Origin of the sequence: Bacillus sp. JCM 19034 (assembly GCF_001310635.1) — a bacterium.
Lineage (GTDB): Bacteria > Bacillota > Bacilli > Bacillales > Bacillaceae_D > Halalkalibacter.
Map to the genome: position 1 here is coordinate 362,449 of NZ_BAXR01000002.1, position 15,322 is coordinate 377,770.

Here is a 15,322-nt window from a genome sequence, read left to right on the forward strand (position 1 = left end):
GAGCGTATGATAAACCTCAAACAACAACTATTTTAGAGATAAAATTCAACATCCTCTTTTAAGTGTTTCGGATGCTTATAATAGTTAGAGAAATAAGAAAAAAGCAAACGAATAGGGAGCGAGTATAATATGAGAAGTGATATGATTAAAAAGGGGATCGATCGTGCCCCGCATCGTAGTTTATTACGTGCAGCAGGAGTTCAGGAACATGAAATGGATAAGCCTTTTATTGGTGTCTGTAATTCTTATATAGATATCATTCCAGGCCATATGCATTTAAATAAATTTGCTGAAGTGGCAAAGCAAGCGATCCGAGAAGCTGGTGGAATCCCATTTGAATTTAACACAATTGGTGTTGATGATGGCATTGCAATGGGGCATATCGGAATGCGTTATTCACTACCGAGCCGTGAAATTATCTGTGATGCAGCAGAGACAGTCATTAACGCTCACTGGTTTGATGGAGTTTTCTTCATTCCAAACTGTGATAAAATTACGCCAGGTATGTTAATGGCTGCAATGAGAACAAATGTCCCTTCTGTCTTCGTATCAGGTGGTCCGATGGAAGCTGGTCGTACGAAGGATGGACAGAGCTTGTCACTTGCTTCAGTATTTGAAGGTGTCGGTGCATTTTCATCTGGTAAAATGACACGTGAAGAGTTGCTTGAAATTGAACAGTCAGCCTGTCCAACGTGTGGCTCCTGTTCGGGAATGTTCACGGCTAACTCAATGAATTCATTAATGGAAATGCTAGGACTAGCGTTACCAGGAAATGGAACGCTTGTGGCAACATCTGTAGATCGTCATCAATTAATTAAAGACGCTGCTAAGCATTTAATGAATTTAATTGAAAAAGATATTCGTCCGCGTGACATCGTCACAAGAGAAACGATTGATGATGCGTTTGCACTAGATATGGCAATGGGTGGTTCAACAAATACAGTCTTGCATACATTAGCTATCGCAAATGAAGCGGAAATTGAATATGATTTAAATCGAATCAATGAAGTTGCAGAACGTGTTCCATACTTATGTAAAATTAGCCCAGCCTCAGACTATTCCATGGATGATGTCCATAAAGCTGGTGGAGTTAGTGCCATAATTAAGGAGCTTTGCTCAATTGAAGGTGCTATCCATCCAGATCGTATTACGATTACCGGCAAGAGTTTATATGATACACATAAGCATGCCGATATAACAAATGATGAAGTGATACGAAGAAAGGATAATCCTTATAGCCCTGTAGGTGGATTGTCAATTCTTTACGGAAACTTAGCACCAGATGGTGCTGTCATTAAAGTAGGAGCTGTTGATCCTTCTATTAAAGTATTTGAAGGCGAAGCGATCGTTTTTGAATCACAAGAAGAAGCACAGAAGGAAATCAATGCAGGAACGGTAAAGGCAGGTCATGTAGTCGTCATTCGATATGAAGGACCAAAAGGTGGCCCTGGAATGCCAGAAATGCTAGCACCAACTTCAGCAATTGCCGGTAGAGGACTAGGGAAGGATGTTGCCCTATTAACTGATGGAAGGTTCTCGGGTGCATCTAGAGGCATTTCAATTGGTCATATTTCTCCTGAAGCGGCAGAAGGAGGGCCTATTGCATTCGTTGAAAATGGTGATAAAATTAAGATAGACTTACCTAATCGTACGTTAGAGTTACTCGTATCAGATGAGGAACTAGAAAAACGTAAAGTAGGCTGGGTTGAACCAGAACCAAAGGTGAAAAAAGGCTATCTGGCAAGATATTCAAAATTAGTGACTTCTGCTAATACTGGTGGAGTTATGAAAATATAAGATGTTAAAGCGTTGAAGAGGAAAGTAGTTGTTAATAGACTCCTACAGAGAGCCGCATTTGCTGAGAGGCGGTGTTGTCGTTAACAATGAAACTCACCTCGGAGTATTAACCTGAATGTTAAAAGTAAGGTTAATCGAGTGTTGTACAGCACTCGTTATCAAAATGTGATAAGTATAAGCTTATCCATAAGATCAAACACGTTGTTTGATGAATAAGGGTGGTACCGTGGAAAGGAATCTTTTCGCCCCTTTTAGCTACAGTGAAATAGTGGCTTTATATGGGGTGGGAAGGTTTTTTTCGTATGTAGGGTTATTAGTACTATTGAATATATAAATAGGGAGGCATGAGTGATGAACACAAAATGGAAGCCCAATCAAAAGAATGAACAAAACAATCAGTCAGAGGAAGAATTGATTCAAGAACTTTCAGGTTCGGGCATGGTCATCGAAGCATTAAGAAGGGAAGGCGTTGAAGTCATTTTCGGATACCCAGGCGGAGCGATTCTTCCAACCTATGATGAAATTTACAAAACTGGTATCCATCATGTGCTTGCAAGACATGAACAAGGTGCGATTCATGCAGCAGAAGGATATGCACGAGTATCTGGTAAGCCGGGCGTTTGTGTTGTAACATCTGGCCCTGGAGCAACAAATGTTGTTACAGGAATTGCTGATGCAATGATGGACTCATTACCTCTTGTAGTTATAACTGGTCAAGTGGCATCAACTGTAATCGGTACAGATGCTTTCCAAGAAGCGGATATGATCGGCATTACAATGCCAATCACAAAGCATAATTTCCAAGTACGTAACGTTGACGAATTGCCAAGAATTATAAAAGAGGCATTCCACATCGCAACAACTGGACGACCTGGTCCTGTATTAATTGATTTACCTAAAGACGTTTCGCTAACAACCGGGATGTTTGATTATGATAAAGATGTGAACTTGCCAGGTTATCAACCGACGATTGTTCCGAATCGCTTACAAATTAAAAAAGTATTAGAGGCGTTAAAAGTAGCGGAAAAGCCAGTTATTTTAGCAGGAGCTGGTATTCTCCATGCCAAAGCATCTGAGGAGCTATTTACGTTTGCGAAGCATTATCGTATTCCTGTAATCAATACACTTCTTGGACTTGGGGGCTACCCAGGAGATGATGAGCTGTTTTATGGTATGGCTGGTATGCATGGTACGTATACCGCTAATATGGCTTTGCACGAATCCGATTTATTAATTAATTTCGGTGCACGCTTTGACGATCGCTTAACTGGTAATTTAGAATATTTTGCACCGAATGCAAAAGTAGCCACATTGATATTGACCCTGCTGAAATTGGGAAAAATATCCCGACGGAAATTCCAGTCGTAGGTGATGCAAAACAAGCACTTGAAATGCTTAATGAAGAGGAAAGTGAACGTGGAGATACAACAGCTTGGGTTGAAAAACTAAATAAGATGAAAACAGAATATCCTTTGTGGTATGAAGAAGACGGAGAAACAATTAAGCCTCAACAATTAATTGAAATGATTCATGAAGTGACTAACGGTGATGCGATTGTTACGACTGATGTTGGTCAACATCAAATGTGGTCAGCACAATTTTATCGTTTTAATAGGCCGAACCGCTGGGTTACTTCAGGTGGGCTTGGAACAATGGGCTTCGGATTCCCAGCTGCTATTGGAGCCCAATTTGCTGAACCAAAATCACCAGTTGTAGCTGTACTTGGTGATGCCGGTTTCCAAATGACTGCTCAAGAATTATCAATTTTACAAGAGCTAAATTTACCGGTGAAAATTGTCATTGTAAACAATGCTGCACTTGGCATGGTACGCCAATGGCAACAATTGTTCCACGGTGAACGTTATTCAAACTCTTTATTCCCAATTCAACCTAACTTTATTAAGTTAGCTGAAGCTTATGATGTTAAAGGGATTCGAGTTGATCACTTGTCAGATTTAAAGGCTGCACTAGAGGAAATGATGGCACATCCTGGACCAGTCTTAATGGACATTCGTGTTGCAAAAGAAGAAAATGTCTATCCGATGATTTCTCCTGGTAAAGGTCAACATCAAATGGAGGGGGTTAAACCATGCAACGAATCATAACAGCAACTGTTAATAATTCTTCTGGTGTACTAAATCGAATTACCGGTTTATTTGCAAGACGTCATTATAACATTGAAAGTATTACAGTTGGAATGACAGAAAACCCTGCTGTGTCAAGAATGACATTTGTTGTCGCTGTTGATAGTATGCAAAATGTAGAGCAAGTCATTAAGCAATTAAATAAACAAGTTGATGTCCTGAAAGTAAAAGATATTACGGATGAATCAATTGTTGCTCGCGAACTGGCTTTAATTAAAATTCTTGTTACCCCTCAACAACGAGGAGAAGTAGTTGCACTTGTAAATACGTTCCGTGCATCAACGATTGATGTTGGAAGGGAAAGCTTAACGGTACAAATTACAGGTGATCAACAAAAAGTAGAAGCTTTTATCGATTTAATTCGTCCATATGGAATAAAAGAATTAGCGCGAACAGGAATAACAGCTTTTAATCGCAGTACAAAGAAAACGTCTGTTGACCCACATCGTTTGACGCTAATTAACTAACTATCGTTGAATTTTGAAAATTCATATAAAACAGATTTATAAAAGAGGAGAGAGTAAATTATGGCAAAGGTTTATTACAATTCAGATGTAAATGAGGCAATTTTAAAAGAAAAGAAAGTAGCAGTTATCGGTTATGGTTCACAGGGGCATGCTCATTCACTAAACATGCGTGAAAGTGGTCAAGATGTTATTATCGGTTTACGACCAGGTAAATCTTGGGATAAGGCTGTTAATGATGGCTTTGACGTATACTCTGTACGTGAAGCAACAGCTAAAGCAGATGTTATTATGGTATTACTTCCAGATGAGCTTCAACCAACTGTTTATAAAAACGAAATTGAGCCTGAGCTTACTGAAGGGAAAGTATTAGCATTCGCACATGGTTTCAACATTCACTTTAATCAAATTGTACCACCTGCAAATGTTGATGTATTTTTAGCTGCACCAAAAGGGCCTGGTCACCTTGTTCGTCGTGTATTCCAAGAAGGTGGCGGTGTACCAGGTTTAATCGCTGTATATCAAGATGCTACTGGTAAAGCAAAGGATATTGCACTAGCTTATGCGAAGCAAATTGGTTCAGCACGTGCTGGTGTTCTTGAAACGACTTTCCAAGAAGAAACGGAAACAGATCTTTTCGGAGAACAAGCAGTACTTTGTGGTGGAGCTTCAGCACTTGTAAAAGCTGGCTTTGAAACACTAGTAGAAGCTGGGTATCAACCAGAAGTTGCTTATTTTGAGTGTTTACACGAATTAAAGCTAATCGTTGATTTAATGTATGAAGGTGGATTAGAAACAATGCGTTATTCCATTTCTGATACAGCACAATGGGGTGACTACGTTGCTGGACCACAGATTATCACTGACGATACAAAGGAAGCAATGCGTAAAGTACTTAAAGACATTCAAACAGGTAAATTTGCAAAAGGTTGGATTCTTGAAAATCAAGCAAACCGTCCAGAGTTTACAGCAATTACTCGTGCAGAAAGTCAACACCCACTTGAAGTGGTTGGCCGTGAACTACGTGCAATGATGCCATTCGTTAAAGAAAAATCAAATATTTAACATATACGCACCACACTTTTCATTGAGGCTATATTTGGCCTCAATGAAAAGCATTTTCGGAGAAAAAATAGTTGCGTTGAAGTCGATTAAATGACACCTGAACTTGTTGGTGTCCCTTCTATTATTTTAGAAGGTGGACCAAGAAGTAGTAACATCCTCAGGTTGCAACGTACAATGAAGCGATTATCTGTAAATAATGTCTAGGGGATGAAAGAAGAATGGAAAAGCGTATTGCAATTCTACCGGGTGATGGGATCGGACCAGAAGTTTGTGAAGCGGCTATTCACGTTTTAAAAGAAATTGAGAAGCTTTATGATCATCAGTTCGATTACACGTATGGGGAAATTGGTGGATCATCGCTTGATAAATATGGAATTCCTTTACCTGAAGAAACATTGACAATTTGCCGAAAAAGCGATGCAATTTTATTAGGAGCTGTCGGTGGTCCAAAGTGGGATCAGCTTCCTGGAGACAAACGTCCTGAAAAAGGCTTACTAGGTCTAAGAAAGGAACTTCAATTATTTGCTAACTTACGCCCAGTTATGATTTATGATGCTCTTGCACAGTCTTCACCGTTAAAGGATGAGATTATTCAAGGTGTAGATGTATTAATTGTTCGGGAGCTGACAGGTGGACTATATTTTGGTGAACCACGCGAACGCCGTGAGTTAGGCGGAGAAACACTTGCGATTGATACACTACAATATTCCCGTTCTGAGATTGAACGAATTGTACGTAAAGGGTTTGAGCTCGCTAAGAGTCGCCGAAACCATTTAACATCTGTTGATAAAGCGAATGTCTTAGAATCGAGTCGACTGTGGCGAGAAGTTGTGGATGAAGTAGCAAAAGATTTCCCTGAAGTTGAATATTCTCATATGCTAGTTGATAATGCTGCTATGCAATTAATCCGTAATCCTCGGCAGTTTGATGTAATGGTAACTGAAAATATGTTTGGCGATATTTTAAGTGATGAAGCTTCAATGATTACGGGTTCATTAGGAATGTTACCATCGTCAAGCTTAAGTGCTGATGGTCCGGGATTGTTTGAGCCAATTCATGGATCAGCACCGGATATTGCTGGTCAGAATATTGCGAATCCTTTGGCAACTTTATCGTCTGTTGCGTTAATGCTCGCTTATTCATTTAGTATGCATCAAGAAGCCAATGCATTGCAGGAAGCGATTAATGATGTCTTGGATGCTGGTTACCGTACAGCAGACTTAACGAGCATTCGTGAACAAGCACTTACAACAACAGAAATGACTGGAAAAGTAGTTGAAGCATTGCGGAAAAAGGTTCAGTAAAACGTTACGCCCGTTATGATGTCCAATCTCATAGCGGGTTTTGTAAAAAGAAATCTATGAGGAGATAAGGGGGAATAGTAAATGGCAAAAACAATTATAGAAAAGATTTGGGATAAGCATGAAGTGTTAGCAGAAGAGGGAAAGCCGAGCTTACTCTATATTGATTTGCATATGGTTCATGAAGTAACATCCCCACAAGCTTTTGAGGGCTTACGGCTAGCTAATCGAAAAGTAAGAAGACCAGACCTTACTTTTGCAACAATGGATCATAATGTTCCAACTGTGAACCGTTATGATATTAGTGATCAAATTGCCCGTACGCAAATGGATACATTAAAAAAGAATTGTGAAGAATTCGGTATTGATTTAGCTGATTTAGAGCATCCAGAAAACGGAATTGTTCATGTTATCGGGCCGGAGCTTGGTTTAACTCAGCCAGGAAAAACAATAGTATGTGGTGATAGTCACACGTCTACTCACGGTGCGTTTGGAGCATTAGCTTTCGGTATAGGAACAAGTGAAGTTGAGCATGTATTAGCAACACAAACCATTTGGCAATCCAAACCAAAAACTCTTGAAATTCATGTAACTGGAAAACTAGATCCTAATCTAGCAGCGAAAGATATTATTTTAGCGATTATTTCAAAGTTTGGTGTTGATGTTGGAAATGGGTCGATTGTTGAATTTACTGGAGAAGCAATTCGTGGATTAACGATGGAAGAGAGAATGACAATTTGTAATATGTCAATTGAAGCTGGAGCGAAAGCAGGCTTAATCAGTCCAGACCAGGTGACATTTGACTATTTAAAAGGTCGTCAATATGTTCCTAAAGGTGAAGAGTATGAAGCATTAGTAGAGGAATGGAAGCAGCTTGCCACAGATGAAGGAGCAACGTATGATCGTGTCGTTACGATTGATGCGTCAGAAATTGAACCGATGGTTACTTGGGGCACAAATCCTTCTCAAGGAGTTGGGATTAGTCAAACGGTTCCTTCTCCAGAAGACGCTAAAACAGAAGCAAGTCGTCGGGCAATTGAACAATCACTTGAATATATGGATTTAAATCCAGGAACAAACGTATCCGATATTCACATTCAACATGTATTTATCGGATCATGTACAAATTCACGATTAAGCGATATACGTGCAGCAGCACAAATTGTTAAAGGTCATAAAGTGGCAGATCATGTTCGTGCGTTAGTTGTACCAGGTTCACAAAAGGTGAAAAAACAAGCAGAAGAAGAAGGATTGGATAAGATTTTTATCGAGGCAGGCTTTGAATGGCGACATTCTGGCTGTAGTATGTGTTTAAGTATGAACCCGACGTTGTACCTGAGGGAGAACGATGTGCCTCGACATCTAACCGAAATTTTGAAGGTCGTCAAGGTAAAGGGGCACGTACACATTTAGTAAGTCCAGAAATGGCAGCTGCAGCGGCAATTGCTGGTCATTTTGTCGATATACGTAAGTGGAAATCTGAGAAAGTTGCCAAGTAGGAGGGGATCGTGATGGAACCAATTGTGAAACATGAAGGAATTGTAGCTACGATGAATCGTGTTAATGTTGACACCGATCAAATCATTCCAAAACAATTTTTGAAAAGGGTAGAACGTACGGGCTTTGGACAGTTTTTATTTTATGATTGGCGTTTTTTGACCGATGGTTCACCTGACCCTAATTTTGAATTAAATAAATCTCATACAAAGGGAGCTAGTATCCTAGTAGCGGCGCATAACTTCGGTTGTGGCTCGTCACGGGAGCATGCCCCGTGGGCATTAGCGGATTACGGCTTTAAAGTGATTATCGCACCTAGTTTTGCTGATATCTTTTATAATAACTGTGTAAAAAACGGGATGTTACCGATCAGATTAGAAGAAGAAACTGTTTACGAACTTCTCGGAAGAGGAACCGAACGATTTACTCTGACGGTAGATTTAAGAAATCAAACAATTACTGGGGAAAATATTCAAGTATCATTTAGTATTGATCCATATTGGAAAGAGATGCTTCTAAACGGTTGGGATGAGATTGGTTTAACGTTAAAATTTGAGAAGGAAATTACTGCATTTGAAAAACAAGTAAATTAATTGCATAACAACAAGTGTTCTTAGCCACTGAATAAAAGAAGATAACTTCTTATTTCAGTGGTTTTGTTAAAATTAAAGACGGTGAAATACTTGTTATAGTTATTGCTTCTCGGTAAGTATAGTGATGAATGACTTAATATAGATATGTTTAGGTATATGAGCATTGTGATTTATTATACTTGCTGTTAAACTAAATTGAACAACCACCACTTAAAAAGTAGTCTATTAACTGTGTAACCACTATTGCCTTTACTAAAAGACAATTGGCAAATGAACGTATAATTAAATTAAACGGTTATAATATACGTAATAGGCAGATTTTCAGTTGGAATTGATTCTTAGTACGAGCGTTCCTGTCGTTCAACAATCATAGCTACCGCAACCGCTACTTATGAGGATGATGGTGAGAAAATGAGAGGAACAACGACAATTTATAGAGTGGAGCGATTCTATAGTGGATAAGCGTGATAAGAAGGATAATCTTATTTTATACCCTGGTTTAGTAAAACGTTTAATTGAAAAGGGAATGGATGCATTAAAGGATAAAAATGGGCAAGCGGCATTGGAGTTTTTTTTAGAGGCAGAAACGTATGATGAAGCAAACCCTCAAGTTACATTTGGTAAAATGTTAAGTCTAATTGAGTTAGGACGTTTGAACGAAGCTTTGAAACAGTCCAAGGAACTTTTACATGGTGGAACAGGAGATTATTATGAAATATTACAAGTGCATATCTCTTTACTCGTTCAACTTGGACATTATAATGAAGTTGTTCAATTACTAGAAGCTGTTATAACAGAAGAAAAGCTCCCATCTCAATATGCTGAATCCTTTTATCAGCTGCTTCATTTTAGTAGACAAATGGTAAGTGGTCAACAATGGAGTAATTCTAGGGAAGATGAATCGATCTCAGATACTGTAAAACCAATGTTAGAAGCAGAATCAATAGAACTACAAGCTTCTGCGATTACTATGTTAAAGGATTCAGATGCAAAAGATGCTATCTCTTTATTAATTGCATACATAAACGAAGATAATCGAGATCCAGTTCTTGTTTCATTAGCGATCCAAGCGTTGAAAGACAAAGGATTAAATCAAATAGTTACATATCAAAGAGGTAAAGAAACAAAACAAACAAATCCGAATGAAATTGATCAAGATGGATTAGAAACATTTCAAAGAGCGATTGTGGCAAAATTAGAGGATTTGGTTGAGAATGAAGATCCTGTATTATTAGATATTGCCAAGCAATTGTGTGTTACTTATATGTTATCCATTTATCCACTTTTCCCTGAACCGAAAGATGAAAGGGTTTGGGCTTGTGTATTTTATGCTTGCGCTGCAGAAAGAATCGGCTTAGAATGTCAAGAGGTTATTCATTTTGAGGAAATCGATCAAAAGCTGTTGATACAAAAGGTAGAAGAGGTAATGGATATAGAGTCTGCTGATTATCGGCTATAATCAATATGATTAACAAATAGTATTATTTGAATTGATGAAACGTTATGGTATACTAGAATGGTTGCCAAAGTCTAAGAATGAATGAATGGTTCATAAAATGTAGAAGATGTAATAAGTTGGAGGGAATAGCACATGACTGCAAAATGGGAAAAATTAGAGGGAAACGAAGGAGTATTAACAGTTGAAGTTGAAGCTGATAAAGTGAATACAGCATTAGATCAAGCTTTCAAAAAGGTCGTCAAAAAAGTGAATCTACCTGGGTTCCGCAAAGGGAAAGTACCACGCCCGATTTTTGAAAAGCAATTTGGTGTTGAATCACTTTATCAAGATGCACTTGATATTCTTTTACCAGGAGAATATGCTCAAGCTGTGGAAGAAACAGGTATTCAGCCAGTTGATCGTCCTGAAATTGATATTGAGTCAATGGAAAAAGGAAGCAAATTAGTATTTACTGCCAAAGTGACTGTCAAACCAGAAGTTGAACTTGGTGAGTATAAAGGTTTGGAAGTTGAAGTTCCTGATACAAACGTTACGGATGAGGATATTGAAGCAGAAATAAAGACTCTTCAAGAGCGTCAAGCAGAACTTGTCGTGTTAGAAGATGGTGAAATAGAAGAAGGAGATACGGCCGTCTTTGATTTTGAAGGGTTTGTAGACGGCGAACCGTTTGAAGGTGGACAAGCGGAGAATTACTCACTTGAAATTGGCTCTGGTCAATTTATTCCAGGTTTTGAAGATCAACTAATTGGTTTAAAAGCAGGAGATGAAAAAGATATTGAAGTAACATTTCCTGAAGAATATCATGCTGAAAACCTTGCCGGTAAGCCAGCTACGTTTAAGGTGAAAGTGCATGATATTAAACGTAAGCAATTACCTGAATTAGATGATGAATTTGCAAAGGACGTTAATGAAGAAGTCGAAACATTAGATGAACTAAAGGCTTCCCTAAAAGAAAACTTACAAAAAGATAAAGAGAATCAGGCTGAGAACCAAGTTCGTGATGCCCTTGTACAACAGGCTAGTGAGAATGCGACGATCGATATTCCAGATGCAATGATTGCATCAGAAGTTGACCGTATGCTGCAAGAATTTGAGCAACGTTTACAAGCTCAAGGAATGAACCTTGAAATGTACTTCCAATTCTCTGGTCAAGATGAAGAGGCAATGCGTGAACAATTTAAGGAAGATGCACAAAAGCGCGTACGAATGAATTTAACGTTAGAAGCTATTGCTGAAACCGAGAATTTGGAAGCATCTGATGAAGATGTTGATAAGGAAATAGAAAAAATGGCAGAGATGTACAAACGTTCTGCTGATGAAATTAGAAGCCTTCTTGCTGCTCAAGGTGGAGTGGATAGCTTAAAAGCTGATTTGAAAGTTCAAAAAGCTGTTGAATTTTTAGTTGATCACAGTAAAAAATCAGCATAATTTAGCAATAAAGTGAATAAAGTTCATACACAAGGCGCGGAAATTCGTGCCTTGTTTTTCAATACTTTATGTCTTCTGATTAAGAATGATGTATGAGCTTTCGGATTATGGTGAAAACTAAATAGAACAAAAGGACATAGAAACAGCAAATGTTTTGGATTCACATTTATTAGAAAAGAAAAAGGATTTTTAGATGTGAATATTGAATGTATAATCAATCCATACATAATGATTGTTCTTGCATAAGCTAAATTTGTTCGTTTATGCTAATAAGCCATAGGGAAGGGTAAGGAGGCATAAAAGTTAAAGGGCGGCCATTGAAAAATGGCAGCTTACTGTAGTGGATATATGTCCATTTTGTTAAAAAGTCTTCATAAAAGCATTTCATGCGTGAGGATGGTACAATACTTTCAGAGGGGTGATTGCATGTTTAAATTTAACGAAGAAAAGGGTCAGCTTAAGTGCTCGTTCTGCGGGAAAACGCAAGATCAAGTACGTAAATTAGTTGCTGGTCCCGGCGTTTATATATGTGATGAATGTATTGAGCTTTGTACGGAGATTGTGGAAGAGGAATTAGGGACTGAAGAAGAAGTTGAGTTTCAAGAAGTTCCAAAGCCTAACGAAATACGCCAAATCTTAGATGATTATGTAATCGGTCAAGACCGGGCTAAAAAGTCTTTATCTGTTGCAGTATACAATCATTATAAACGTATTAACTCATTAAGCCGTGCAGATGAGGTTGAATTAGCAAAAAGTAACATTTGTATGATTGGACCTACTGGTAGCGGTAAAACGTTACTAGCTCAAACGTTAGCACGTATTTTAAATGTTCCTTTTGCGATAGCCGATGCTACATCGTTGACAGAGGCTGGATATGTCGGGGAAGATGTTGAAAATATTTTGCTTAAGCTTATTCAATCAGCTGATTATGACGTTGAGAAAGCAGAAAAAGGTATTATTTATATCGATGAAATTGATAAAGTAGCAAGAAAGTCTGAAAATCCTTCCATTACAAGAGACGTGTCAGGTGAAGGGGTTCAGCAAGCGTTGTTAAAAATATTAGAAGGAACAACAGCAAGCGTTCCACCACAAGGAGGACGTAAGCATCCTCACCAAGAATTTATTCAAATTGATACAACTAATGTGTTGTTTATATGTGGTGGGGCATTTGATGGAATTGAAACAATTATTAAACGTCGCCTAGGTAAAAAAGTGATAGGGTTTGGTTCGGAAGTTAAGCAAGATGACTTAAAACCAGGGGAATACTTAGCTAAAGTGCTACCTGAAGACCTATTGCGTTTTGGATTAATCCCAGAGTTTATCGGCCGACTTCCGGTCATTTCGAGCTTAGAGCCATTAGATGTAGATGCATTAGTTGCCATCTTAACAAAACCAAAAAATGCCCTTGTTAAGCAGTATAAAAAGTTGCTAGAGCTAGATGATGTAGAACTCGAATTTACAGAGCAAGCTCTTCGAGAAATTGCTAATCAAGCCATTGAACGTAAAACAGGTGCACGTGGTTTACGCTCGATCATTGAGGCAATTATGTTGGATGTTATGTTTGATTTACCATCTCGAGAGGATATCGCAAAATGCATTATCCATGAAAAATGTATTACCGATAATGATGCACCGACATTATTAACTGAAGATGGGACAGAAATGACTTTATCGAAAAAAGAACCAAAGGAAAGTGCATAAAATCAGAAGGCGTTTTGGACTAATTAAGTCTAAAACGCTTTTTCTTTTTGCTTCAATCCAAACGAAAAAATGATTAGTCACACTGCTGCATAGTAATCTAGGTTATTGGTAAAATTAGGAGTTCATTTCTTACAGAAGTTTCTTTGTTTAGGGAGCTTTTTCCCGGTCATACTAAAAAAACAATGAATACTTCTGGGAGGTTACATGATGAATTGGACAGGAATAGTGTTATTTATTCAATTGTTCTTTGGTGTCGTTATTGGAATTTACTTTTGGAATTTATTAAAGAGTCAGCGTAGTCAAAAAGTATCGGTAGATCGTGAATCAAAAAAGGAAATGGAACAGTTAAGAAAGATGCGATCTGTTTCACTTAGTGAGCCGTTAGCAGAAAAAGTTCGACCGTCATCATTTTCAGATATAATTGGTCAAGAGGAAGGTATTCGTTCATTGCGAGCTGCCTTATGTGGACCTAATCCTCAGCATGTCATTGTCTATGGACCACCTGGCGTGGGAAAACCGCAGCTGCTCGACTCGTTTTAGAGGAAGCAAAAAACATGCCGATTCTCCATTTGCAAGAGATGCTGTGTTTGTTGAATTAGATGGGACAACTGCCCGCTTTGATGAGCGTGGGATAGCTGATCCATTAATTGGTTCTGTTCATGACCCAATTTATCAAGGTGCAGGTGCAATGGGACAGGCGGGTATTCCGCAACCGAAGCATGGTGCGGTCACAAAAGCACATGGTGGCGTATTGTTCATTGATGAAATTGGTGAGCTTCATACTATCCAGCTAAATAAACTGTTAAAAGTATTAGAAGATCGTAAAGTATTCCTTGAAAGTGCTTATTACAGTGCTGAAAATCAACAAATACCAAGACACATCCATGAAATCTTTCAGAACGGATTACCGGCAGATTTCCGCTTAATTGGTGCAACAACAAGAACGCCAAATGAACTACCTCCTGCTATTCGGTCACGATGTTTGGAAGTATATTTTAGAGCATTACACCCACAAGAAATTATTCAAATTGCTGAGAAGGCGGCAAAGAAAATTCAAGCTAAAGTTGAAGAAGGAGCAATTGAGAGAATTGCTAACTATGCGACGAATGGACGTGAAGCAGTTAATATCGTTCAAATCGCAGCTGGGGTGGCGACGGCAGAGGGACGTAAAGAAATAAAAATAGCCGACGTTGAGTGGGTATTACATTCAAGTCAGCTTACACCACGCCCTGAAAAGAAAATACATGCAGATGCTACGGTTGGTCTAGTAAACGGACTTGCAGTATATGGTCCTAATTTAGGGGCATTGTTAGAAATAGAAGTGAATGTGATTGAGAATAAAGGAAAGGGAACAGTGAATATAACCGGTATTGCAGAAGAAGAAAGTACTGGAAATCAGATGCGGTCTATCCGTCGGAAAAGTATGGCAAAAGGTTCAGTTGAAAATGTGGTCACTGTACTTCGTCGGATGGGAATCCCGACATATGACTACGATATCCATGTGAATTTCCCAGGTGGAGGTCCGGTAGATGGCCCTTCAGCTGGTATAGCAATTGCAACAGGAATATACTCTGCGATTCAAGGATTTAAAGTGAAAAATACAGTAGCAATGACAGGAGAGCTTGGGATACATGGAAAAGTAAAGCCAATCGGTGGAGTTGTTGCAAAAGTTGAAGCAGCAAAACTTGCTGGTGCAAAACTTGTCATTATTCCAAAAGAAAACGAACAATCACTAATTAAAAACATAACAGGAATTGAAGTTGTCGCTGTTGAGCATTTGGACGAAGTGTTAGATCTTGCACTAGAGGAAGGAAATACAGAAGTTCTTCCGGCAAGTGGAGAATTAAGTCCAACAATCGCACCGGTGTAAACG

Annotated in this window: 8 protein-coding genes, 3 pseudogenes and 1 other annotated feature; all 11 genes and pseudogenes read left to right on the forward strand. The window is 38.7% G+C overall.

Features of this window, described 5'->3' with window-relative positions; all coding sequences use genetic code 11:
- Positions 1-129 precede the first annotated feature (129 nt).
- The 11 genes and pseudogenes from ilvD to lonB all read left to right on the forward strand — a co-directional run bounded on the left by ilvD (position 130) and on the right by lonB (position 15,319).
- Entirely contained in the window at positions 130-1,797 is a 1,668-nt protein-coding gene (ilvD, locus tag JCM19034_RS05320; protein WP_062047883.1) for a dihydroxy-acid dehydratase, read from the forward strand.
- 3 nt (positions 1,798-1,800) lie between these two features.
- Positions 1,801-2,050, forward strand: a binding site (T-box leader).
- A 185-nt stretch (positions 2,051-2,235) separates the two neighbouring features.
- A pseudogene (ilvB, locus tag JCM19034_RS05325) lies at positions 2,236-3,902 on the forward strand (acetolactate synthase large subunit).
- Positions 3,887-4,408, forward strand: coding sequence for an acetolactate synthase small subunit (gene ilvN, locus JCM19034_RS05330; protein WP_062047886.1), 522 nt, complete (start codon positions 3,887-3,889; stop codon positions 4,406-4,408). Before ilvB ends, ilvN begins: the two are co-directional and overlap by 16 nt.
- Before the next feature lie 60 nt (positions 4,409-4,468).
- Positions 4,469-5,470 (forward strand): ketol-acid reductoisomerase, encoded by a 1,002-nt coding sequence (gene ilvC, locus JCM19034_RS05335; RefSeq protein ID WP_062047889.1) that lies wholly within the window; start codon positions 4,469-4,471, stop codon positions 5,468-5,470.
- A 218-nt stretch (positions 5,471-5,688) separates the two neighbouring features.
- Complete coding sequence (leuB, locus tag JCM19034_RS05340; protein ID WP_062047891.1) at positions 5,689-6,774, forward strand: 3-isopropylmalate dehydrogenase; 1,086 nt, start codon at positions 5,689-5,691, stop codon at positions 6,772-6,774.
- A gap of 81 nt (positions 6,775-6,855) precedes the next feature.
- A pseudogene (gene leuC, locus JCM19034_RS05345) lies at positions 6,856-8,270 on the forward strand (3-isopropylmalate dehydratase large subunit).
- Positions 8,271-8,282: 12 nt separating this feature from the next.
- Positions 8,283-8,861: a 3-isopropylmalate dehydratase small subunit gene (gene leuD / locus JCM19034_RS05350; RefSeq protein ID WP_062047893.1), complete on the forward strand. Its 579-nt coding sequence runs from the start codon at positions 8,283-8,285 to the stop codon at positions 8,859-8,861.
- A gap of 454 nt (positions 8,862-9,315) precedes the next feature.
- Positions 9,316-10,320: a hypothetical protein gene (locus tag JCM19034_RS05355; protein WP_062047895.1), complete on the forward strand. Its 1,005-nt coding sequence runs from the start codon at positions 9,316-9,318 to the stop codon at positions 10,318-10,320.
- 132 nt (positions 10,321-10,452) lie between these two features.
- Complete coding sequence (gene tig / locus JCM19034_RS05360; RefSeq protein ID WP_062047897.1) at positions 10,453-11,748, forward strand: trigger factor; 1,296 nt, start codon at positions 10,453-10,455, stop codon at positions 11,746-11,748.
- A gap of 426 nt (positions 11,749-12,174) precedes the next feature.
- A complete protein-coding gene (gene clpX / locus JCM19034_RS05365) occupies positions 12,175-13,449 on the forward strand; it encodes an ATP-dependent protease ATP-binding subunit ClpX (RefSeq protein ID WP_062047899.1) in 1,275 nt (424 codons plus the stop codon).
- A gap of 207 nt (positions 13,450-13,656) precedes the next feature.
- Positions 13,657-15,319: pseudogene (gene lonB / locus JCM19034_RS05370) on the forward strand (ATP-dependent protease LonB).
- The last annotated feature ends 3 nt before the right edge of the window (positions 15,320-15,322 follow it).

Excerpts from the sequence above, each read along its gene's own strand:
- ilvD (WP_062047883.1), top strand. The coding sequence starts at position 130 with ATGAGAAGTGATATGATTAAAAAGGGGATCGATCGTGCCCCGCATCGT.
- clpX (WP_062047899.1), top strand. The coding sequence starts at position 12,175 with ATGTTTAAATTTAACGAAGAAAAGGGTCAGCTTAAGTGCTCGTTCTGC.
- leuB (WP_062047891.1), top strand. The coding sequence starts at position 5,689 with ATGGAAAAGCGTATTGCAATTCTACCGGGTGATGGGATCGGACCAGAA.
- tig (WP_062047897.1), top strand. The coding sequence starts at position 10,453 with ATGACTGCAAAATGGGAAAAATTAGAGGGAAACGAAGGAGTATTAACA.
- ilvC (WP_062047889.1), top strand. The coding sequence starts at position 4,469 with ATGGCAAAGGTTTATTACAATTCAGATGTAAATGAGGCAATTTTAAAA.
- leuD (WP_062047893.1), top strand. The coding sequence starts at position 8,283 with ATGGAACCAATTGTGAAACATGAAGGAATTGTAGCTACGATGAATCGT.
- ilvN (WP_062047886.1), top strand. The coding sequence starts at position 3,887 with ATGCAACGAATCATAACAGCAACTGTTAATAATTCTTCTGGTGTACTA.